Below are 22,757 nucleotides of genomic sequence, written 5' to 3' on the forward strand. Positions count from 1 at the left end.
GGCAAAAAGGAGGTCCCGCATGAACGGATTACGTGTGCTGATTACGGGCGGCCGCGCGCCGTGCGCGCTGGATTTGGCGCGCGGCTTTGCGGCGAGAGGGGCGGAAGTCTATACCGCCGAGAGCCTGGAGTACCCGCTGTGCGCGGCGTCGCGCGCGGTGAAGCGGAACTTCCGCGTGCCGGCGCCGGCGCAGGACCCGGCAGGCTACGCTGCCGCGCTGCGCGAGATCGTGCGCGGCGAGGGCATACGTCTGCTGCTGCCGACGTGCGAGGAAATTTTTTATATTTCCGCGTATCGGGGCAGCTTCGGCCCGGACTGCCGCGTTGTCGCGCCATCGCTTGAGACGCTGCGCGAACTGCACAGCAAGTGGGCGTTTATCGCGTTGTGCGCGCGGCTGGGGTTTGCCGTGCCGGAGACGTTCCGGTTGGGCGAAGGGATTGAAGAAGCGACGATTGCGGGCGAAGCGCCGCCGCTGCGATCCGGGGAACCGGCTTATTTGTTGAAGCCGGAGTTTTCGCGGTTTTCGGCCCGGCTGTCGAGGCACGTGGCGCTGGACGAAGCCCGCGCGCAGGCACGGCGCGAGGGCGGGGTGTGGGTAGCGCAGCGATACGCCGGAAGCGAGCTGCTGTGCACGTACGCGGTCGCGCACGAAGGGCGGCTGCTGGCGCACGCGGCGTACAGGGCGCCGCAGACGGCAAGCGGAGCGTCCGTCTGCTTTCGGTCGGACGACGACCCGCAGGCGAGGGAATGGGTGGAGCTGTTCGTGCAGCGGACCGGCTTCAGCGGTCAGATCGCATTCGATTTTATCCGTACGCAAGACGGAAACCTGCTGCCGATCGAGTGCAATCCGCGCGCGACGAGCGGCGTGCATCTGCTGCTGGCTCCGCAAGTTCCGCAGATGCGGAGCGGAAACGGCTTTTCTTATCCGTCGGAGCGGGAAGACGACCTTATCCGGCGCGGAGGGGGGAGAAGCGGTGCAACCGACCGACCGATATCTGAGCGGTCCGCAACGGGACCTAATGCTCCCGTCAACGAATCCATTCATGAACCGGATCTGCTTGAAGCGCTTGCTGATCCGGCCTGTATTGCCGAACCGTTGATCGCGAATCCCGTACATACCCCCATGCTGCTGCTTCCGATGTTGGGCAGCGGATTGGGTCAGCTGCATTCGCCCGCGCGCGCCGCGCGCTGGTTAAGCGATTTTCGCGGTTCGCGAGACGTGCTGCTGCGCCGCGGCGATTCCGCCGTGCTGCCTCAAGCGCTGCGCATGATGCTGGAGCTGCGTCGCACGGCACGTTCACTCGGGCAAACGACATCGGAAGCTTCCGTGTTCGATATCGGCTGGAACGGCCAGCCGATCGGGGAAAGCGAAGCTTTCGAACTTGCTCCATGAATCGTTTGGTCTATGGATCGTGCGTGTGCGGTAAAGGATCGCATGTCCGTTAAAAATCGCAATCCCTATATTCCGGGCTCTAAGCGTCATATCGATCCGTTACGCGTCACCGCCGTCCGAAAGGCACTTCACCCCTGCGCGTTTCGGGCGAACGCAAACCTGAAAACCGGTCCAAACCAGCTGCCGGCACGACGAACGCATTAAATCTGATTGAATACTCTAAAAAGCAAGTGTGCGTTCGAATCGAATCCTGCGCAAATTCAATCTGCTCAACGCGCCGGACAACGCTTTTGGCGCTGCGGCTTCCGTAAAAGTCCAGTCTATCCGTGCCAAAAGGAACCACGTCCTGCATGTGGATAAGCTAGGGATAGTACTGCGCGAAAAAACGTTATCCACATGTGGAAAAGTGATTTCAAATCGTCTTTGGGAGCACTTTTACACCAAAACCGGGGATATCCGGGGGATAACGGGGATAAGCTTGCTCGGTTTCTGCGGATTTCGGCGTTCAGAAAAAGTTGTTCACAGCGGCGAACGCCGCAATCGGGATACGCCGACTCGGGAGGGAAAAAGATGAAAATGCTGGTGACCGGGGCAACCGGGTTTCTGGGCAAAAGGCTTGCGTGCCGTCTGCTCAAAGACGGCCATGACGTGGTGGGATTGGGGCGCAACAAGCAGATTGGCCGATTGCTGGAGCAAGACGGCATCCCTTTTGTTCAAGCCGAACTCAGCGACAAAGAAGCAATTCGCTCCGCCATATCCCGCGATTTCGACGTCGTGGTGCATTGCGGGGCATTATCCGCGTCGTGGGGAACAGATGAAGCTTTCGAAGCGGCCAATATCCGGGGAACGGCCAATGTAGCGGAAGCCTGCATGCTTGGCGAGGTGTCGCGGCTTATCCATGTCTCAACGCCAAGCCTTTATTTCGGCATGCGCGAGCGTGTGAATGTACGAGAGAAAGATCCGCTGCCGACTAGGCAGATCAGCGCGTATGCCCGAACGAAGCTGGCTGCCGAACATGAGGTTCGACGCGTTAGCGAATTGGGGCTGGGGACGATTATTTTGCGGCCGCGGGCGTTATACGGACCGGGAGATCGGACGATTCTGCCCCGTCTGATCGAAGCGAACGAGAAGACCGGCGTACCGTTTATCGGCGGGGGCGAGGCTTTGATCGATCTGACTTACGTCGACGATGCGGTGCGGGCCATCCAGCTTGCGGCGATCGCTTCGGCTCAAGCACTCGGTGGGATCTACAATATTAGCGGAGGACAACCTATTCGTTTCGCCGAAGCAGCAGAGCTGCTGTTCGCCAAGCTCGGCAAGCCGCTGCGTCCCAAAAAAATTCCTTTTGCCGTGGCTTGTGCGGCGGCAACGGTCTTGGAGACGGCCGCAAGATTGCGACCGTCCGGCGGAGAGCCTTTGTTAACGCGTTCGTTGGTCGGTATGCTGGGAAGCAGTCAGACGTTGGACATCCAGGCGGCGCGTACGGCGCTTGGCTACGAGCCGTCAGTCGGGATCGACGAAGGATTGGACCAGTTCGTGAAGTGGTGGCAAGAACAGGAACGAAAGGACGGACCATCGTGAAGGAACGGGATAAACAGCGGCATGCGAACGATCCAACCAATCTGGCAGGAAGTTCGCTTGCTTCTTCGACGTCGACGCATCGCTTTTTGCGCCAACCAACTCAATCAAGATGGGATCGGCTATGGGAAGTGGTTAGCCCTTCTTCGCCAAAGGTCTCGCTGAAGATATTTTCTACCGGCAGCTGCCGTCATCCGGAGTGGGTGACGATTCGCGGCGGAAGCTTGCGCAGCATCCGTATCCCTGCTTTGTTTGCCTGCATCGAACATCCCGAAGCGGGCGCCGTGTTATTCGATACGGGGTATGCGGAACGCTTCTTTCGGGAGACCGATCCTTTTCCGGAGAAGCTTTATCGCATGGTGACTCCGGTCGATTTTGAACAGGGACAAAGCGCGGCGGAACGGTTGATAGCGGTTGGCGTTAATCCGTCCGATATTCGGCATATTATCGTCTCCCATTTCCATGCGGATCACGTGGCGGGGCTGCGGGATTTTCCGAATGCGCAATTTTTCTATGAACGCGAAGCGCTGGATTCCATGCGTCGGTTAAAAGGAATCGGTGCGGTCAAACGCGGCTTCTTGCCGGGTTTGCTGCCGGATGACTTTGATCAACGTGCCAGACCCTTTTCGCCGGAGTCGCGCATCGAAGTTCCTCATGATCTGCTGCCCGGATTTCCTTTCCGCCGGATCACGGATGTGCTCGGCGACGGCAGTCTGCTTGCGGTCGATCTGCCGGGTCATGCTTACGGGCAGATCGGTTTGCTGTTGCGCACGGAACAAGGCCCGGTTCTGTTATGCGCCGACGCCGCCTGGTCAGCCGTCGCTTACCGCGAGAATCGCCCGCCTAGCGGTCTTGCGGGCATCATCATGCCGGATCGCAAAGCGTATGCTGCGAGCTTCCGGGCATTGCGGCAGCTTCATGAAGCGTTCCCGGAGCTTACGATTATCGCTTCGCACTGCCCGGAAGCGGAGCGTCTATATACGACAGGCAGCGAAGAGGTTTGATAGCTTTACGCTCTATATAAGCATCATCCGAAAGGAGGAACCGATACGATGAACACCGATCCGCTTCATATCGTGATGCAGTACGCGGCGGCGCGCAGGCGCGCGGCCATTCGGGATCGCGCGCGTCTGGAGCGTTGGCAAGAATCGCGTATTTTGCGCCACGCGGAACGCGTGCGCGAAGCGTCTCCTTTTTACCGGGAGCTATGGCAAGGAATCGACAGTGCGGATTGGCGTCGTTTTCCGGAGATCGACAAACGCGCGATGATGGAGCATTTCGATACGTTGAATACGGCCGGCATACGGCGCGAAGACGCGATGAACCTGGCGCTGCAAGCCGAACGCACGCGAGATTTTACGCCGGAGATCGGGGGATTGACCATCGGGATGTCGTCCGGAACGTCCGGCAATCGGGGGTTGTTCCTGGTCAGTCGTCAGGAGAGACTTGCCTGGACCGGCACGATTCTGGAGCGGGTACTGCCGGGATCGCTGCTGAATCGGCATAACATAGCCTTTTTCCTGCGAGCGGACAGCAATCTGTATGGTTCGGTGCGCAGCAAAAGAGTGGCGTTCGTATTTTACGACCTGCTGCATCCTTTACGGCAACATATCGCTGCGCTGAATGCTCAACAACCGACGATACTCGCTGCGCCGCCGTCCATGCTGCGGCTGTTGGCGGGAGAACGCCGAGCGGGCAGATTGAAGATCGAACCCGCGCATCTGGTGTCGATGGCCGAGGTGCTGGACCCGCTGGATCGTCAGGTGATCGAGGAGACGTTCGGGCTCAAGATCCATCAGGTGTATCAGTGTACGGAAGGCTTTCTGGGGGCGTCGTGTAGTCACGGAACCCTTCATCTCAACGAAGACGTGGTGCATATTGAAAAAGACTACATCGACGCCGAACGCGGAGTGTTTATCCCGATTGTCACGGACTTCGTGCGTTTCGCACAGCCTATTATCCGCTACCGGTTGGGGGATTTGCTTACCGAGCGGAAGACGTCTTGTCCATGCGGTTCGCCTTTTACGGCGATTGAACGCATTGAAGGACGCAGCGACGATCTTTTTGTTCTGCCAGCCCGGACGGGCGGGGGCTTCGTCACGCTCTTTCCCGATTTTGTGTCGCGGGCGATCATCGCGGCTTCGGAACAGGTCGAAGCGTATCGCGCCGTACTGAACACGCCGCAGAGTTTGAGCGTGGAATTGGACGTGCGCGGGGACGCTGACCGGGCGGAAGCAGAACGCCATGTGCGACAGGCTTTGGCGGACTTATGCAGCCGGATCGGCGCGCAACTGCCGGAAATTGCGTTCGAACCCTACACGTTCGTTCCCGGCGCGATCAAGCTGAGGCGGGTGCAGAGGAGGTTTGCGGTGAATGAACGAATGGAGCCTGTATGAAGGCAAATCGTTGCAACGATGGCTTTTTGAAAAAACGTCGGCGATCGAGGCTGCGACGCATGATCCCGATTCGTCCGGCAGGGTGACCGTTCCCGGATCGGGCATCGCTTCCGCCTCGGCGTCGGATGATATCTCCACGCTGCGCTGGCTCTCCGCCATGCAAACGGAAGGCGTATCCGCGTTGATTGCCAACGTCGGTACGCATTTGCGCGCCGTCCATCACGAATCGTTAGGCGTTACGCTGCCGATCAGCGTGGGCGACCGGGAGTACGGCGCTTCGTACGTTTTTTCGCCGTATACGCATTACGTCAGTTACGCCCGGGAGGAGCTGTCGATGCTGCAATCGCGTGCTGCCCGAGCTGCATTGAGCGCATTGCTTACGCCTGTCGGCTGGCTGTTCAAAGTCTCGCGCTTCAACAAAGCCGTACAGGTGAACAATCGTCTGCTGTCGACCAACTTGTATCCGCCTATGGGAGCGGCTGAGATCACTTCGCTGGTGGAACTGCTGCTGCGCGGGTACCCGGACCGTACGCTTATTTTCCGCTCGCTCAATGCACGCACTACGCCTGTTTATCTGAAGACGTTGCAAGAGCTGGGTTTCCGCCTCGTTCCGAGCCGTCAGGTGTATCTATACGATTCCCCGGATCAAATTCCGTCGAAAGCACGCTGGCTGCAAAAGCGCGATTATGCTCTGTTGGACAAGCACGGGTATGACATCTGCGGCCCGGAGGAGCTGTCGGGTACCGATTCATCGCGTCTGTCCGAGCTGTATCGGTTGCTGTACATCGACAAGTATTCGGCGCATAATCCGGTGTTCACGCCGTTGTTTTTCGAGCAGGCGCTGCAAAAGGGGCTGCTCAAGCTATATGCGCTGCGCGCTCGCGACACCGGCAGGCTGGACGCGGTGCTGGGCTATTATATGCAGGACGGGATCATGACGACGCCGGTGTTCGGCTACGATACGACGGTGCCGCGGGAAGTCGGCTTGTATCGGATGTTGTCGGCCGTGCTGCTGCGGCAAGCGGCCGAGGAAGGCTGCCTGCTGCACGAAAGCGCCGGCGCTGCCCAGTTCAAGCGCAACCGCGGGGCGACGGCCGAGATCGAATACAGCGCGGTCTATGATCGGCATCTTCCGCTTTACCGCCGTATGGGCTGGGCAATGTTATCCCCGCTGCTGAACCGGGTCGGCGTGCCGATTATGCAAAAGTACAAGTTTTAAGCGGAGTTTCTATCGGATTTTAATCAACAAAGCGACTTACTACTTTGTCCCACTTCAAAACAGTAGGTTTACGTTTGGCTGAAACTCACACGGTTTAAGTGAGTTTCAGATGAGCGTAACCTTACATTCATTTAGGACAGAGTACTCCGTATACATAGAAATGTAGCGTCTATCTGTTTTTTTCTATAGAATAGCGGTTAGAAACAGGTTAACCATCAACAACCATAACGAGAGACGCGCCGGAGCCGATCGGGGTCCGGGTCTCTTGTTGCCAAAGGAGGAGTTTCGCCATCGCAGAGCCACATATTATTCGTTTCGAATCCATTATGAAGCGATACGACGACGGATTGACCGTATTGAAAAATATCGATTTCGAAATCGAGCGGGGCAAATTTTATACGCTGCTCGGTCCTTCGGGCTGCGGCAAAACGACCATCTTGCGCATGATCGCAGGATTCATGGAACCGACGGCGGGCTCGATCTACTTGGACGGCAAAGTGATCAATAAAGTGCCGCCGGAGAAAAGACAGGTGAACACCGTTTTCCAGGATTACGCGTTGTTCCCTCATTTGAACGTATTCGAGAACGTCGCTTTCGGGCTGCGGATCAAAAAGCTGAAAAAAGACGTGATCGCCTCCAAAGTGACCGAAGCGCTCAAAATGGTCAATCTGGACGGCTACGAAAACCGCGGCATCACCGAGATGTCCGGCGGTCAGCGGCAGCGCGTCGCTATCGCACGGGCGATCGTGAACGAGCCGGAAGTGCTGCTGCTCGACGAACCGCTGTCCGCGCTCGACCTGAAGCTGCGTACCGAAATGCAGTACGTGCTGCGCGAGCTGCAACAGCGTCTGGGCATCACGTTCATTTTCGTCACGCACGACCAGGAAGAAGCTTTGGCGATGTCGGATTATATTTTTGTCATGAACGAAGGCCGGATCGAGCAAAGCGGCACGCCGAACGATATTTACGACGAGCCGATCAACCGCTTCGTGGCGGACTTTATCGGAGAATCCAATATCGTGCCGGGCGTGATGATCGAGGATTATCTGGTCGAGTTCAACGGGAAACGATTTGAATGCGTCGATGCCGGACTGCGCGCAAGCGAGCCGATCGAGATCGTCATTCGTCCGGAGGACCTGGAGATTACGACGCAGGAAGCCGGCAAGCTGAAGGTGCGCGTCGATACGCAACTGTTCCGCGGCGTGCATTACGAAATTAGCTGCTATGACGAATCCGGCCAGGAATGGTTGGTGCATTCGACCAAGCGGGCCGACGTCGGCGCGCAGATCGGACTGACGTTCGACCCGGAAGCGATCCACGTCATGCGCTTCGGGGAAACGGAAGAAGAGTTCGACCGTCGTCTGGAAGCGTACGAGGAGGACGAAGAAGTCGAGGTTGGCAGTCATGAACGGTAAGAGCAGCGTAAACGCGCGTTCGCTCGCCTACATTCCGTATTACTTGTGGGTGGTGCTGTTCGTCATCGCGCCTGTCGTGCTGGTCGTTTACTATTCGCTTTTCGACGTGGAAGGCAATTTTACGTTCGCCAATTACGCCGACTTTTTCACCCCGGTGTATTTGAAAATGACGCTGAGTTCGTTCTGGTACGCGTTTCTGATCACGCTGTTTTCGCTGCTGATCGCGTATCCGGCGGCTTACTTGCTCACGCGAACCAAGCATAAACAATTGTGGCTGCTGCTGATTATTTTGCCCACGTGGATGAATCTGCTGCTGAAAACGTACGCGTTCATCGGTATCTTCGGCACGTACGGTCCGATCAACTCGTTGCTCGGAGCGATCGGCTTCGGCGAGCAGCAGCTGCTGTTCACCAGCGGAAGTTTCGTGTTCGTATCGATCTACATCTTCGTGCCGTTCATGATCATGCCGATCTACAACGCGCTTGAAGAATTGAATGTATCGTTGACCGACGCCGCACGCGATCTGGGCGCATCAAGCTGGATTACGTTCCGTCGGGTCATTTTCCCATTAACGCTGTCGGGCGTGAAGTCGGGCTGCATCTCGGTGTTTATTCCGGCGCTGTCGCTGTTCATGATTACGCGCCTGATCGCGGGCAACAAGGTCATCACGCTCGGCACCGCGATTGAGCAGCACTTCCTGGTGACGCAGGACTGGGGCATGGGCTCGACCGTCGCCGTGTTCCTGATCGTGGCGATGGCCGTGATCATGTTCGTAACCGGCGGAAGCAAGAAGGGGGTGCGGAGATGAGAAAGAAGAACGGAATCTCCAATCTGTACCTGGTACTCGTGTTTGCCGTGCTGTACGCGCCGATTCTGTATCTGATGTACTATTCGTTCAACAGCGGCGGCACCATGCATGATTTTGAAGGCTTTACGTTTGATTGGTATAAAGAGGTCTTTGCGGATACGCGTCTGATTATCATCGTGATCAACACGCTGATTATCGCGCTGTTGTCGTCGACGATCGCCACGATCATCGCGATATTCGGGTCGCTGGCGATCGAGAACATCCGGCGTGCCCGTTTCAAAAATACGCTGTTGTCGCTCAACAATGTGTTGATCGTCAGCCCGGACGTCATTATCGGCGCTTCGTTCCTGATCCTGTTCACGATGGTCGGCGTAAAGCTGGGCTTCGCCTCCGTCCTGATCTCGCACGTGGCGTTCAGTATCCCGATTGCGGTGCTAATGATCTTGCCGAGACTTCAGGAAATGAGTCCGACGCTGATCGACGCGGCCCGGGATCTCGGAGCCAGCAAAAGGGATGTGCTGACGAAGGTCATCCTGCCGTTTATACGCCCGGGTATCTTCAGCGGATTCTTCATGGCGTTGACGTATTCGCTGGATGATTTCGCGGTGACGTTCTTCGTGACCGGCAGCGGCTATTCCACGCTGGCGGTCGAAATCTACTCGCGGGCGCGGCAGGGCGTATCGCTGTCGATCAATGCGTTGTCCACGCTGATCTTCTTGTTCACCTTGTTCCTCGTCGTGGCTTATTACATCTCGACGCGGCGCAGTGAAAAGCGCAAAGTGGCCGAAGCCGCTTCGCGAGTGGGGGTGCCGGAATGAAGTCGATGACGCGTACGTTGATCCTGATTCTGGTCGTCGCTTTTGCGCTGATTCTTGTCGCGAACCGCTTGAACTCCAGCCAGGGCTACAGCAGCGGCAACACGTTGACGATCTACAACTGGGGCGATTATATCGACCCGGAATTGCTTGACCGTTTCCAAGAAGAGACAGGGATTACGGTGATTTATCAGACCTTCGATTCGAACGAAGCGATGCTGACCAAGATCGAGCAGGGCGGCACGACGTTCGATATCGCGGTTCCGTCCGATTACGCGATCGAGAAGATGCGGGAAGAAAAGCTGCTGATTCCGCTCGATCACGACAAGATTCCGAATATGAAGCATATCGATCCGAAGTTCTTGGATTTGTCGTTCGATCCGGGCAACGAGTATTCGATGCCGTACTTCTGGGGCACGCTCGGGGTGGTCTACAACCCGAACCTGACGGATTTGACGTTCGAGAGCTGGGAAGACCTGTGGGACCCTTCGCTTCGCAACGATATTTTGCTGACGGACGGCGCGCGCGAAGTGATCGGGACCGGGCTTGTTAGCCAAGGCTATTCGCTCAACGATACGAACGAAGAGCATTTGCAGCAGGCGCTGGATCATCTGATGCAGCTGTCGCCGAACGTCAAAGCGATCGTGGGCGACGAAATCAAACTGCTGCTCGCGAACGGCGAAGCGGCGGCGGGACTCGTCTTCTCGGGCGATGCTTCGGAGATCATGAGCGAGAACGAGGAACTGGATTACGTGGTTCCGGAAGAAGGCTCAAACCTGTATTTCGATAACATGGTCGTGCCGAAAACGGCGCAAAACGTGGACGGGGCGATGCAGTTTATCAACTTTATGCTCGATCCGGAAGTGAACGCGCAGAATACGGAGTATGTCGGCTATTCGACGCCTAACGACGCCGCGCTCGCATTGCTGCCGGAAGATATTTCGGGCGACGAGCGATTCTACCCGCCGGACGAGCTGACCGAGCGGTTGGAAGTATACGAGAACCTGGGGAAAAAGATGCTGGTTCGTTACAATGAATTGTTCCTGCAATTCAAGATGAACGGGTCGTAAACTGCGAGAGAAATTGCCAGCGTATGCTGGATGGGACATTCTCGACACATTGGCCGTTTCCGGTTTCGGAAACGGTCTTTTTGTTTTGACGAAAGGTTTGTTTGCGAACGCGGCCTAATCGATGTTCACGATCTCCCACTCGTTTGTTTCGTTTTGCATGAAAAAGTAAGTGATGCCTTGATTGACGATGCTGTCATCGGCTTGCTTGCGCGCGAAAAGAACGCCGATTCTGATTTGCCCGAGATCCTCGTGCTGTTCGACCAGATCCAAATCGTAAAACATGAACTGTTTGTCGCCGGCGCTGAAAAAGTAGCTTAATCCTCTGTTTTGGGCGGGATCGTCCTGCAGAATTTCTTTGAACCTTTCACGGTCCCGGTCTGCGATGGCTTTAAGGTTGGTTTTCATCTTGGAGATGATCTCTTCGTTCAAAAAGCTTTCTTCGCGCGCATCGAAATCAATAAAAACGCCGGGTTCGAAATCGGACTCGCCGATCTCCTCCGTATTTTCGTTTGCCGTCGAATCCGCGTCTGCTTCCGCCTGCGCAGGGTCGGCCAGCGCGCTTACCGGACTTTCCGCGGCGGGAGGATCTTTCCGATCGTCTGCTGATTGAAGCGAAGAATCCGAATGTCCGCATGCTGACAGAAGCAAAGTGCCGACCAAGCTTAAAATCAGCGTTTTGCGTGAGAAAGTATTCATGAATTCAAAGCCTCCTTGATGTTTTTAGCTCATACTCTATAAGAAGCTTCGAATAAGGAAAAAGTTGCATCCGAATTCCGTTCTGGAAAAAAACGGTCTCATTCTGGATATAAACGCGCGACCTGCTTATAATAGGGGTTAGCATATTCACAGTCGTAGGTTCGAACCCGACAAGGTCCTACATAAATCCGAATCACCGAAAGGGCAGAGGCCATGATTAACGGACAACACGCAGGCAATGAAGCGAAAAGTGAAAATAGGCGGTACGGTAGGGAAGACTCCCGACCGTCCGGCCGAAGAAATCCGGCGTCCGAACAGCCCAAGCCCAGCGCCGGACGTTATATGCCGGGGCTTGACGGATTGCGCGCGCTCGCCGTGTTGGCCGTCATTGCCTATCATCTTCATACGGAATGGGCACCCGGCGGTCTGCTGGGCGTCACGATGTTCTTTGTGTTATCCGGCTACTTGATCACGGACATTTTGTTGGCGCAATGGGACCGGACCGGAAAGTTCGATATGAAGGATTTTTGGATTCGTCGGGCGAAAAGGTTGCTGCCCGCCATGTTGGCGGTCGTGCTGGTGACGATTCTATGGTCGTTGGTCGTCGACCGTACAAGGCTGCCCGCCATGATCGGGGACGTGCCCGCCGCGCTGCTCTACTACAGTAACTGGTGGTCGATCTTCCATGAAGTTTCGTACTTCCAAAGCTTCGGCCCGCTCTCGCCGCTCGGGCATTTATGGTCGCTTGCCGTCGAAGAGCAATTCTATATCTTCTGGCCGATCCTGCTTGGAATCGGCTTGATTCTGGCTCAAAAGAACCGGGGCAAGCTTGCGCTGGTGTTGGCGGGACTTGCATTGGCTTCGGCACTGGCGATGGCGATCATGTACCGCCCGGGCGAAGATCCGAGCCGGGTTTATTACGGCACGGATACGCGTCTGTTTTCGCTGTTGATCGGGGCGGCGCTGGCGGTCGTATGGCCGAGCCGCAAGCTCAAAACGAACATCTCGAAGTCGGCCACGAAGACGCTGGATATTACGGCGACGATCTGCTTGATCGTCATTGCGGTGTTGATTTTCAAATCCAACGATTACGGCACGTTCCTGTATCGCGGCGGCATGGTTCTGTTGTCGCTGGCAACGACGATTCTTGTTGCCGCTCTGGCGCACCCGGCATGCCGGCTCGGCCGCGTATTGGGAACGAGGACGCTGCGTTGGATCGGCGCCCGTTCGTACGGACTGTACCTCTGGCATTATCCGGTCATCGTGTTGACCACTCCGCTCGTCAATACGGGAGGACCGAATATGCTTCGCATCGTGCTGCAATTGATTGCGAGTTTCGTATTGGCTGCTTTGTCTTACCGCTATATCGAGCAGCCTGTTCGTACAGGCGAGTTCGGGAAATGGTGGCGCCGCGTCATGAAGGAACCTGGCGTCGGGCGTAAACGTTTAGCGGGCACATTGGGCGGATCGGTGGCGCTCGTGCTGATTCTCGGCTTTGCGATGACTCGACTTGCTCCGCCGGCCGAAGCTCAAACGCCTTATGCGGGGACGGATATTCCGGCTGCGGGAACGCAGGCGACGGAGGTTGCTCCCGTCGGTGGTCAAGCGGAGACAGCCGGCACGGTTGACCCTGCAAACGGCGAAGCGGCGCAGACGATCCTGCCGGCCGGTACGGGCGTCGGCATGACGGCAATCGGGGATTCCGTGATGCTCGATATTCAGCCTTATCTGGAGGAGGCGCTGCCGGGAATTACGGTCGACGGCTTGGTCGGTCGACAAATGTCTCAGGCTCCGGCCCTTGTGGATCAGTTGGATGCACAAGGACAGATGGGAACGACGGTATTGATCCAGCTCGGAACGAACGGTTCGTTTACCGACGAGCAGATGAACAATCTGCTGGCGAAACTGCCGGACGCCACCAAAATTATATTGGTGAATACCCGCGTGCCGCGTCCGTGGGAGAGCGTCGTGAACAGTACCTTGCAGAACGCCGCGCAGCGGGATGACCGAATCCTGCTTGTGGATTGGTACTCGGCGAGCGCGGGACGCGATGATTATTTTGCCAGGGACGGCGTGCATTTGATGCCGGCCGGGGCACGGGCGTATACGCAGTTACTAGTGGAAGCGCTGAAAGGCGAATCGTAAGCTTCCAAAGCTTGAAGACGCGCTCTGGTCCTGTAGCGGAGAGTGAACGAAAAAAGACCGCGTTTCGCATCTGGCGAAACGCGGTCTTTTTTGTTGAAGCTCCGAGTGGAGCGGCTTTCAGAATTTGGAGGCCTTGGATCTTTTGTTGAAAGGAATCAGCAGCAGCGCGCCAAAGCCAATCAATACGAAGGCGAGCAGCGGTTGTTCCATGAACGTGCGCGTCGTCAAGGCTTCGATCGAGAATACGGCGAAGAACAGCAGCGAAATCACAGTCAGGATATTGATCGGGATGAGCAGCCAACGATTACGTCCGCCGAAGAAATAGAATTCGAGCAGGCCGATAGCCGGAGCCAGAATGAATCCGGGCCACATGACATCCCAACTGTTGAATAGCATAGCAACCTGGCAGACGATCGCAACCGTTACCAGCACGCCGCCGGGAATCAGCAGACCTGGCATTCTGCCGTGAGTCATGGAGAAATACATCCAGTGGAAGAACAAGCCGAGCGGAAGAATAAATAAGGAAGCCCAGAAGTACGCGAAGATCATGCCCGAATTCATGCCCGTCCCTTGTCCAAGCAGCAAATACGCACCCAGCAGAATCAGCAGCGGACCCAGAATCGCTTTCTTTGACATAACAACCTCTCCTCTGTTTGTTTGATCGTGCACGTCGGCACGTCGAAGTCTACATCCACTATACGCTTTTCCGGCATCCAAGCACCTCGTCCAGCGGATTGAAAAGCTCTCGGTCTCAAGACCGATTTACAGCCTTAGGGCGTGCACGCAAACTCAACGATGTGCATCTTTTACTGCCTTTTCACCCTCCGTGGATGTCGACTTGAAGCGTGTCGTCATCCACCAAAGGCCGCGTCAGTTCCCCTCGACGTGCCCCAGCACGCCTTCGGAAAACTTCCTTGCTGAGAACGAAAAATCAACAAAATCTGCTTCCGTCGGAGTTTGCATACACGCCCTAGTCGGATAAGGAGTGCGAGTACCTTGACCGCATCCCGTATAAGGTTTTCGAAGGTCGCAACCTAACATCTTAAGCGGGTACGGTACGAGTTTGACTTTGATTAGGGGTTGCGTCTTGACCTTCGATCAAGTTAGGTTAGAAAGAAGAAAAGCAGGAGCGTGATTCCAATTCGGAGGAGGGGCATGCATGATTTCGTTTTTATTGACATTGAAACGCCTGATTGGAGGGATCTTCAGAGCCTTTCGCTCCAAGAACTTTCAGGCTTTATTTGTTCTCGCGCTGATTTTCTTGATATCAGGGACCATTTTCTACGTGCGGGAAGAAGGGCTGACGATCGTGGACGCGTTATATTTCTGCGTCATGACGCTCAGCACGGTCGGACATCCCGACTTTGTGCCGACGACGAGTCTGGGCAAAGTGTTTACGATGGTCTATGTTCTGGCGGGTACGGGAATCTTCCTGGGCCTGATGCTGCATATCGCCTACGCGATCTTTAAGGAGAAGCGGCGCGAGGAGGACGGAGATTCGGATAAGAGCAAAAAGTCTACATCATAACCGATTGGGAGTGGTCCGTAATGAAAATTTTGATTTCCGGCTTTGAGCCTTTTGGCGATTCGCCGATCAATCCGACCCAAGAGCTGCTGGAGCGGATTGCCGAAGAGACGTTCGAGGGCATCGAGATACATACGCTGTTATTGCCCGTGCGTTATGACGATTGCGCCGATCGACTGCTTGCGGAGACGGAACGCCTGCAACCGGATGCGGTAATTGCTTGCGGTCTGGCTGCGGGACGTACGGCCGTTACGCCTGAGCGTGTCGCGATCAACATCAAAGATACGGAGAGCTATGCGGACAACGGAGGGCGCAGTCCGCACGACGAACCGATCCGCGAAGACGGTCCGGACGGTTTGTTCGCGACTTTGCCGATCCGGCGCATGGTGGAGGAACTTCGTGCAGCCGATATTCCTTCTTCCGTCTCGAATACCGCCGGAACTTACATTTGCAACAACACGATGTATGCCTTACTGGATGCATTAAAGGAAAAGCAGATGAACACGCTCGCGGGTTTTGTCCATTTTCCGGCGTCGACCCGTTTATCCGCTCTTAAGCCTGCGTTGCCTTCGCTCCCCCAGGAAACGTTGCTTGAAGGTCTTCGAATTATGATTAACGTAACGGCTCAAGCGGTTCGCGATCAACAAACAAACTGAATATGAGGCAGTATCCGCATTTCGATGCTGCTCGCCAAATTGCTTGCATCATCCGGTTTTGTCGGATTTTGCAAGTTTTTTGGCTTTTAGCGTTACAAAAGGTTTGAACGGGGTAATGTATACGGAAATCAGCATATTTTGCACTATTTACTCAACTCTAACCAAAAAAGCCCCTCGGGCAACCCGAGTAACTTTGGATAGCCCAGTCGCATAAACGATGAACACTGGTTTGAAACAAGCGGAACGCACGAGTTGACGGGTTATGCATGCGCATGTAACATTCGACGTTTTTCATTTTTTCATCAAGAGAAAGGCGGATGGCTTCAATGAGCAGTATACAAGGCAGAATGGGTTCCATCTCTCCAATTGGAGGTCTTGCAGCTTTAAACACTTCGTACACGCCGAGCCGTCATGGAAAAGCGCCGTTGGAAAATCGGAAGGTCAGCTTGGAAGCCGAACTGTCCCGCGTGCTTCAGCTTCCCGCTTCGGTTGCGGATCGGGACCAGCGGGCAATGCGCATTCGGCGGCATATCGCACTGCTTGAGCGGCATATTGCCCTGCTGGATGCGGCGAACGGAGAACGTCCTGAATTCACGGTTCAGGGACGTCCGGAGCGAGAACACTCCGACCAGGAACAGCAGCGGGAAGAACCCGTATTTGCGCTCCCTGAGGAAGATCAAGAAGAGGCCGCCCAGCAGGTTGCGTCTGCGGGTAGGATGCCGGCTCCGAAAGGCGGAGACGATTATGCTCGCGCCATGCTGGGTTCGTTCGATTCTCCAGGTTCGCTCTATTCGGCGCCAACGGCTCCGGGTACGGTGCAACCTTGGGAAAACCGTTCGGAAACAACCCGCGCCGCGAAAGTCGGCCGCAACTTTGACGTCAGTATCTAAACCGGAAGTCCCGCTTCCGGAAGCCCTTGCTTTCGGCATGCGCCGAGAGCGGGGGCTTCTTCATGTTTACCGGCATTCAACAAACTTTCAGCTGACATTCAGCTAATATTCAACAAGTAAGTTTACAATAGAAGAGCAGTAGGCAACCGGTTCTATCCACCGGACCGAATAGGGACAGGCGACATCTTCCATCCGCCCGTCGCAGCTTGTTTTGTTGCCGATCCGACCACACGCGGATCAGGGAACAAGGCGAAGATTGCCGCGAGGAAGGTGCAGCCGATGACTCCTGGACGGCATTCTCCCCTGTCTGTCGTCTGCTTTTTTTGAAAGGTCTCTCAGCCTAATTTCATTTCAACCCCAACAAAAACCCGGTCGCATCCTCCGTGCGCATCGGGTTTTTGTTGGCTTTTACCTGTTCGGATTCGAGAGCGAACGCATGACTTCGTCCCGAAGAATATCCAGTCCCGTGATCATTTCCGCCTGCGAAGCGTAGGCATACGAGAAGCGAATATGATGCAGATCGCCGGGCGCGTAAATATAACCCGGATTAATCAGCACTTTCCGATCCAGCAAACGCCGGAAAAAGCTTTTGTCCGCAATCGGGTGTCGGAAGCGCAGCCAGATGTAAAATCCGCCTTCCGGCTTCTCCCAATCGGCAAATTCGCCAAATCTGTCATGCAGAGCTTGTTCCGCAAAAACGGCTCGTGCCTGAAGCTCGCTCCGCAATTGCCAGGCATTATGCGCATACAATCCGGATTCCAGCCAGTGAGCCGCAATTTCTTGGGAAAAAGCACTGGAGCCGTAGTCGGTCTGCATTTTCACGTCGGCGAGTCGAGCGATGACGGGAGAGGGCGCGACGATCCAGCCGATGCGCAGTCCCGGACTCAGCGACTTGGACAGGCTTCCCAAATACAGCACCTGCCCGGAAGAGTCGGAGGCTTTGATCGGCGGCAAGCCCGGCGCGAACAGCAAGTCCCGATAAACGTCGTCTTCGACGATGGGAATGCGCAGATCGGAACAAGCATCGTAAACGGCGCCGCGCTCCTTCCCGGTCCAACTCCGTCCTGTAGGGTTGTTCAAGGTCGGTACCGCATACAGCAGAGACTGACGCCCGCTTCCTGCTCTGGCTAAACGTTCCCGGGCATCTGACGAATCCGGTTGGAAGGTCAACATGCGCATCCCGGCCGATTGAAAAGGATGGACCGAGTTCAGGTACGAAGCCGATTCGTGAAACACCGCCGATCTTTCTTCCAGAAGGCCCACCGAAATTAATTGCAGCGCTTGGAGCGCCCCCGAGACGATGCAGACATGATCCGGTTGCGCATGAATGCCTATTGCCGCAAGTTTGTTGCAGATCGCCAGACGCAGTCTCAAGCTGCCGAGCGGTTCGGAATAGCCGAGTGCACGAGGGTCGAGCTTGAGGTCGTGCAGGGATTGTTCCAGTTGCTTGGCAGGCAGCAGTTCCGGCGAGAGTTCGCCCGTTCCGAGGCGAATAAAAGACGGATCGGGTTCGCTTTCGTTGATTAGGCGAATCGTATGCAGATTCGGCCTGTGCACGCTCGTGCGGATATGCCGTTGCCAATTCGGCTGGGAACGGGCAAGAAGAGCATTCCAGGCACTGCCGGAGACGTAGGCGCCGGAGCCGCGTCTGGTCTCAAGCAGGCCGTCGGCTTTTAACTCGTCAAGTGCGGCTTGGACCGTGCTGCGGTTCACGCCGAAGCGCATAGCCAGTTCGCGCTGCGCGGGCAATCGCGTTCCGGCCACCCAATCGCCTTGTTCAATGCGTTCGGTGATCAGGGCGACAATCTGAGCTTGCAGCGTATGATGCGGATGCGAAGACAGTTTCCAATCCATGCGAGATCTCCTTTGCTCCGAAAAATTGGGTGGGTAAATATCCGTCCAATTGGCGGTTTTCATTTCTTCTGTGCATCGTAACATGGAAGAGGAAAAGGAGTCGATGTTCATCATGGAAGCTGTATTGCACGGATTCATATTAGCTCTTGGATTGATTTTGCCGCTTGGAGTACAGAATGTGTTTGTCTTTACGCAGGGAGCGGCCCAGCCTCGTCTGCCCCGGGCTATTCCGGCAGTGCTTGCGGCTTCGCTATGTGATACTTTGTTGATTGTGCTCGCCGTATTTGGAGTTTCGGCCGTCGTCTTGCAGTTTGAAGCGCTGCGCATGGTGCTGATGCTGGCCGGTGTCTTGTTTCTCGCGTATATGGGTTTTATGCTCTGGCGTACGCGCTCCGATGCGGCTGAAAACAGCAAAGAGGGAAGCGCACGCGCGCTTCCCTCTTCCAAACAAATCCTGTTTGCCGTGTCCGTGTCGCTGTTGAATCCGCATGCGCTGCTCGACACGATCGGCGTGATCGGAACGAGCGCATTGGCCTACGAAGGCGATGCCAAGATCCGTTTCACCTTAGCTTGCATCGTGGTGTCGTGGCTGTGGTTTATCGGTCTGGCCTGTGCGGGTTCGGTGCTGCGCCGATTCGACGGTCACGGCCGGGTGATGGGTTTGTTCAACCGTTGTTCAGCCCTATTCATCTGGGGCACGGCGCTAGTTCTGCTGTGGCAGTTGTTCTCGGACGCGTTGCTTGGTTAAGAACGCATGGAGCAGGTGAAATTGTCCTTTACTTAGCGTCATCGTCTGCCGCGCAATCCCGATTCTGATCGTCGTACGGAAGACCCCAGACCGATACGCTGCCTCCGTTTACCGGGAAGTCGGCAAATCCGTCTTCCCCGATCGTGATCTTGTCCTCGCGGTTGCCTGTCAGGTCGATCCATTCTTCGCCTGAACGCTCCGGACCGACATTCATGTGCTTTTGACCTTCTTCGCCGTTGGTGAGCACGACGGCGCAGCCGGAACCCGGGAATTCTTCGCTGCCCCGGCGCACCCATCCGATGGTGTTGGGATGATCGAAGTAGTCTTCTTGCTCGCCGTAAGCTTTTTGACAACGCGCATGCAGCAGCGGATCGATCATGTCTTTTTTACCGTCGATCGGGTGTTCGCCGCCGATGCCGAAGTAGTCGCCGTAGAACACGCAAGGATAGCCGTCGCGCCGCAGCAGAATCAAGGCGTAAGCCAGCGGCTTGAACCAGTCGTCGACCCACGATTCGAGAGATTCGCCCGGTTGGGAATCATGGTTATCCACGAAAGTAACCGCGTGCAGCGGGTGCGTCTGAACGAGCGTATCGTCGAAGATCCGCGTCAGGTCGAACGCATTGCCCGATTGGGAGGCCGCGTGCAGCTTATAGTGCAGCGAGACGTCGAACAGGTCGATGCGGTAATCCACGGTATCCAGAAACTCCCGGCAGGCATTCAGATCGTTATTCCAGAACTCGCCGACGATATAGAAATCTTCGCCGCGTTTGCGGATCATGTCTCCGGCGAATTCGCGGATAAAGTCATGATTGATATGTTTGATGGCGTCTAGGCGATATCCGCTGCATTGCAGGGTATCCACCAGCCAGCGTCCCCAGCTCATCATCTCCTGGCGAACTTCCGGCAAGCTGTAATCGATATTGGCGAACATGAGGTAATCATAGTTGCCGAATTCGCCGTCGACCTTTTGATCCCAGCTCCGATTTTCGTCGCCGATGCGGTAGATGCCGTTGTTGCCGGTCGCGTTATCGAAGTCGGTTCCGTTGAAATGACGATGGTCCCACTTGAAGTCCGAATACTGGTCGCCGCGGCCGGGGAACGTGAACTTGGTCCAGCCTTCGATCTCGAACGGTTCTTCGGAGATGACTTGGTTGCGATCGTTGGGATCGACTTCGACCACTTTGAAGCGTTCCGTTTCGTCCGCGCCGGCCTTGTGGTTCATGACGAGATCGACGTAGACGGCAATGCCGAATTCGTGGCAGGCGGCGATGGCGCTTTTTAGCTCTTCTTTCGTACCGTATTTGGTTCGGACCGTGCCTTTCTGGTCAAATTCGCCCAGATCGTACAGGTCATATATGCCGTAACCGGTGTCTTCTGCGGATTGTCCTTTGGTAACGGGCGGGATCCAGACGGAATCGATTCCCCAGGCTTTCAGTTCGGGCGCCATTTCTTTCAGTCGATTCCAGTGCTGTCCGTCTGCATCCACGTGCCATTCAAAAAACTGCATCATCGTATGATTTGCGGCCATAACAAAAAAAGCCTCCTTGGGTTCGATTAGATTCGCAAATGCTACCAGGTGTCCGAAGCCTTTAAGCTTCGGGAACAGGGAGAGAAGGCTGAGAAGCCTTTTGCATTCGATTGTATTCCGGCTAAACGCGCGATCAACTCGCTTGCTGGCCGGAATACTAAAAGTTACCCAAAAGAACCATAGAGCTAAACGAAGTTTACGGACGAACGACTCATTTTTTAGCGAACGCGTTTTCGTATGCCGATTTCTACGATTTTTCCGCGATAAAAATAGGCAGCTTCTGCTTGGGGGATCCGCCGGTACGGTTAATGATACGATGGGTTGTTTGTACAAGCACCCGCCAACGGATTACTTACTTTGAGGAGGCGTTTCACTTGACGACCGAAAACATGCTGGAACTGATGAGAAACAGACGCAGTATCTACGGAATCAGCAAGGAACAGACCGCATCCGATGAAAAAATCCGCGAATTGATCGAACAGGCGCTGCTGCATGTGCCGTCCGCGTTCAACTCGCAAAGCGCGCGCGTCGTCGTTTTGCTCGGCGAACATCACGACAAACTATGGGAGTTCACGACGAACATCTTGAAAGAGATCGTGCCGGAAGGCAACTTCGGTCCTACGCAGGAAAAAATGGATAGCTTCAAAGCAGGCTACGGCACGATTCTCTTTTTCGAGGACGAGTCGGTTATTCGCGGCATGCAGGAGCAGTTCCAGGCGTATCAGGACAACTTCCCGATCTGGTCGCAGCAATCTTCGGGCATGCACCAGTACGCGATCTGGACGCTGCTGGAAGCGGAAGGCTACGGCGCTTCGCTCCAACACTACAATCCGCTGATCGACGAGAAGGTCAAGCCGGAATGGGACATCCCCGAAAGTTGGAAACTGGTCGCGCAGATGCCGTTCGGCAAGATCACGGCTCCGGCTGGAGAGAAGCAATTTAAGCCGCTCGAGGATCGTTTGAAGTGGTTCGGATAAGGTACAGGTAGGGATTTCATACATGGAATAAGAGGAGAAAAAGACCGCTCTATCCGCGTCAACCGGCGCTGGAGCGGTCTTTTTGGCAGGGTTTAGAAAAGTTTTTCTTGCTGAACTTCCGGTTGCTCGGGCTTCTCCTGTTGCTCATTCTCCGATTGCTTCTGTTCCTGCGGCGGCCACGGCGCTCCTGCCGGAATCGGCTGGCCGAGCAGCTCCATCAGTTCCAGAGCGTTCGGCGTGGCATCCTTGTCGGAGTTATTGTTGAAGGCGACGTAGACGTGCTTGGACTGCTTTTCCAGATCCAGCAGGATGTCGCGCCATTCCTTCAGTTCCTCGGTGCTGTAGCGGTACAGATAGCGCAGCTTGCGCCAATTCGGATCGCTGCTCTTATGCCAGCCGCCCACGTTGCGCCCGTGCATGCGGACGTACGTCGCTTCGTCGCTGGTCGCCCGGGCGATGATCGGAATCGAGCCGCTGCCGGCCTGGGGTTCGTCGACCACGGTCTGAATCCAGCCTTCTTTGCGCATAAAATCGAGCGTCTTGTCCTGGAACTGCGGGGAGTACCACGACTGATGCCGGAATTCGAGCGCGCAGGGAATATCTTTCATGAATTCACGCGTGATGCGCAGCTTCTCGACGTTCTCGCGGGTGCAGTCGAACCAGGGCGGGTATTGGAACAGCGTCATCGTAAGCTTTTTGGCATCGATGACGGGTTCCAGACTGGTGTGAAAAGCAGCAAACATTTCTTCGGCGGTATCGAAGTAATTCTTTTTGCCGCGAAGATGATCAGTCATGCCTTGATACGCCTTGATCACGAACCCGAAGTCATCCGGCGTCTGCGACACCCACTTCTCGTAGTTTTTCACGGGTTGGATCGCGTAAAAAGAGCTGTCCAGCTCCACCACTTTGAACGTCTCGCTGTAGGCAGGCAATCGCTCGGCGGGCTTCTTTTTCCCGTAAAGCTCGTCATGGTCGCTGAAATTGGTCAATCCGACAGTGATGATGGAAATCTCCTCCTTGCATGGATGGGACGTTGGGTGTCAG

Annotated in this window: 20 protein-coding genes; 15 read left to right on the forward strand and 5 right to left on the reverse strand. The window is 55.6% G+C overall.

All coding sequences use genetic code 11. The features are described 5' to 3' along the window. The first annotated feature begins 19 nt into the window (after nucleotides 1-19). From SACSAC_RS27085 to SACSAC_RS12520, 9 genes are all read left to right on the forward strand, one after another. The gene (locus SACSAC_RS27085) at nucleotides 20-1,393 is read left to right on the forward strand and encodes an ATP-grasp domain-containing protein (protein WP_051507078.1); all 1,374 of its coding nucleotides are present in this window, start codon (nucleotides 20-22) and stop codon (nucleotides 1,391-1,393) included. 570 nt (nucleotides 1,394-1,963) lie between these two features. Continuing rightward, complete coding sequence (locus SACSAC_RS12485) at nucleotides 1,964-2,974, forward strand: NAD-dependent epimerase/dehydratase family protein (protein ID WP_037286805.1); 1,011 nt, start codon at nucleotides 1,964-1,966, stop codon at nucleotides 2,972-2,974. Beyond that, nucleotides 2,971-3,975, forward strand: a complete 1,005-nt coding sequence (locus SACSAC_RS12490; protein WP_245608631.1) for an MBL fold metallo-hydrolase — start codon at nucleotides 2,971-2,973, stop codon at nucleotides 3,973-3,975. The genes SACSAC_RS12485 and SACSAC_RS12490 overlap by 4 nt, the downstream gene beginning before the upstream one ends. A gap of 48 nt (nucleotides 3,976-4,023) precedes the next feature. Further along, nucleotides 4,024-5,367 (forward strand): F390 synthetase-related protein, encoded by a 1,344-nt coding sequence (locus SACSAC_RS12495; RefSeq protein ID WP_037286807.1) that lies wholly within the window; start codon nucleotides 4,024-4,026, stop codon nucleotides 5,365-5,367. Beyond that, complete coding sequence (locus tag SACSAC_RS12500) at nucleotides 5,345-6,586, forward strand: GNAT family N-acetyltransferase (RefSeq protein ID WP_051507079.1); 1,242 nt, start codon at nucleotides 5,345-5,347, stop codon at nucleotides 6,584-6,586. Before SACSAC_RS12495 ends, SACSAC_RS12500 begins: the two co-directional genes overlap by 23 nt. A gap of 290 nt (nucleotides 6,587-6,876) precedes the next feature. Continuing rightward, nucleotides 6,877-8,001, forward strand: coding sequence for an ABC transporter ATP-binding protein (locus SACSAC_RS12505; RefSeq protein WP_037286809.1), 1,125 nt, complete (start codon nucleotides 6,877-6,879; stop codon nucleotides 7,999-8,001). Continuing rightward, entirely contained in the window at nucleotides 7,991-8,809 is an 819-nt protein-coding gene (locus tag SACSAC_RS12510; RefSeq protein WP_037286811.1) for an ABC transporter permease, read from the forward strand. Before SACSAC_RS12505 ends, SACSAC_RS12510 begins: the two co-directional genes overlap by 11 nt. Then, the gene (locus tag SACSAC_RS12515) at nucleotides 8,806-9,627 is read left to right on the forward strand and encodes an ABC transporter permease (protein WP_037286815.1); all 822 of its coding nucleotides are present in this window, start codon (nucleotides 8,806-8,808) and stop codon (nucleotides 9,625-9,627) included. Before SACSAC_RS12510 ends, SACSAC_RS12515 begins: the two co-directional genes overlap by 4 nt. Continuing rightward, on the forward strand, nucleotides 9,624-10,694 hold the full coding sequence (locus SACSAC_RS12520) for an ABC transporter substrate-binding protein (RefSeq protein WP_037286817.1): 1,071 nt from the start codon (nucleotides 9,624-9,626) through the stop codon (nucleotides 10,692-10,694). Before SACSAC_RS12515 ends, SACSAC_RS12520 begins: the two co-directional genes overlap by 4 nt. Nucleotides 10,695-10,808: 114 nt before the next feature. Here the strand turns inward: SACSAC_RS12520 and SACSAC_RS12525 are convergent, their stop codons facing one another. Then, complete coding sequence (locus SACSAC_RS12525; protein WP_037286820.1) at nucleotides 10,809-11,390, reverse strand: hypothetical protein; 582 nt, start codon at nucleotides 11,388-11,390, stop codon at nucleotides 10,809-10,811. A gap of 213 nt (nucleotides 11,391-11,603) precedes the next feature. On the opposite strand from SACSAC_RS12525, the gene SACSAC_RS12530 reads away from it, so the two are divergent. Beyond that, nucleotides 11,604-13,535, forward strand: a complete 1,932-nt coding sequence (locus SACSAC_RS12530; RefSeq protein WP_037286824.1) for an acyltransferase family protein — start codon at nucleotides 11,604-11,606, stop codon at nucleotides 13,533-13,535. 117 nt (nucleotides 13,536-13,652) lie between these two features. Here the strand turns inward: SACSAC_RS12530 and SACSAC_RS12535 are convergent, their stop codons facing one another. Beyond that, nucleotides 13,653-14,171, reverse strand: coding sequence for a hypothetical protein (locus tag SACSAC_RS12535; protein WP_037286826.1), 519 nt, complete (start codon nucleotides 14,169-14,171; stop codon nucleotides 13,653-13,655). A 523-nt stretch (nucleotides 14,172-14,694) separates the two neighbouring features. On the opposite strand from SACSAC_RS12535, the gene SACSAC_RS12540 reads away from it, so the two are divergent. The 3 genes from SACSAC_RS12540 (at nucleotide 14,695) to SACSAC_RS12550 (ending at nucleotide 16,606) form a co-directional block, all read left to right on the forward strand. Next, entirely contained in the window at nucleotides 14,695-15,063 is a 369-nt protein-coding gene (locus SACSAC_RS12540; protein WP_037286828.1) for a potassium channel family protein, read from the forward strand. Nucleotides 15,064-15,083: 20 nt separating this feature from the next. After that, nucleotides 15,084-15,716, forward strand: coding sequence for a pyroglutamyl-peptidase I (locus SACSAC_RS12545; protein WP_037286831.1), 633 nt, complete (start codon nucleotides 15,084-15,086; stop codon nucleotides 15,714-15,716). A gap of 326 nt (nucleotides 15,717-16,042) precedes the next feature. Beyond that, nucleotides 16,043-16,606, forward strand: a complete 564-nt coding sequence (locus SACSAC_RS12550) for a hypothetical protein (RefSeq protein WP_156950995.1) — start codon at nucleotides 16,043-16,045, stop codon at nucleotides 16,604-16,606. A gap of 408 nt (nucleotides 16,607-17,014) precedes the next feature. On the opposite strand, the gene SACSAC_RS12555 is transcribed toward SACSAC_RS12550, so the two are convergent. Further along, nucleotides 17,015-18,460: an aminotransferase-like domain-containing protein gene (locus tag SACSAC_RS12555; RefSeq protein WP_037286835.1), complete on the reverse strand. Its 1,446-nt coding sequence runs from the start codon at nucleotides 18,458-18,460 to the stop codon at nucleotides 17,015-17,017. A gap of 112 nt (nucleotides 18,461-18,572) precedes the next feature. Between SACSAC_RS12555 and SACSAC_RS12560 the strand changes: the two genes are divergently transcribed. Beyond that, nucleotides 18,573-19,208 carry a LysE/ArgO family amino acid transporter gene (locus tag SACSAC_RS12560; RefSeq protein ID WP_037286838.1) on the forward strand — a complete coding sequence of 212 codons (636 nt, stop codon included), beginning with the start codon at nucleotides 18,573-18,575 and terminating at the stop codon, nucleotides 19,206-19,208. Between the two features lie 28 nt (nucleotides 19,209-19,236). Here SACSAC_RS12560 and SACSAC_RS12565 read toward each other — a convergent pair whose 3' ends face one another. After that, nucleotides 19,237-20,736, reverse strand: a complete 1,500-nt coding sequence (locus SACSAC_RS12565) for an alpha-amylase (RefSeq protein WP_037286841.1) — start codon at nucleotides 20,734-20,736, stop codon at nucleotides 19,237-19,239. 389 nt (nucleotides 20,737-21,125) lie between these two features. Between SACSAC_RS12565 and SACSAC_RS12570 the strand changes: the two genes are divergently transcribed. Continuing rightward, nucleotides 21,126-21,713, forward strand: coding sequence for a nitroreductase family protein (locus tag SACSAC_RS12570; protein ID WP_037292747.1), 588 nt, complete (start codon nucleotides 21,126-21,128; stop codon nucleotides 21,711-21,713). A gap of 92 nt (nucleotides 21,714-21,805) precedes the next feature. On the opposite strand, the gene SACSAC_RS12575 is transcribed toward SACSAC_RS12570, so the two are convergent. Next, on the reverse strand, nucleotides 21,806-22,717 hold the full coding sequence (locus tag SACSAC_RS12575) for a DUF72 domain-containing protein (protein WP_037286843.1): 912 nt from the start codon (nucleotides 22,715-22,717) through the stop codon (nucleotides 21,806-21,808). Nucleotides 22,718-22,757: the final 40 nt, after the last annotated feature.

Source organism: Saccharibacillus sacchari DSM 19268 (genome assembly GCF_000585395.1).
In the GTDB taxonomy this organism is placed as follows: Bacteria; Bacillota; Bacilli; order Paenibacillales; family Paenibacillaceae; genus Saccharibacillus; species Saccharibacillus sacchari.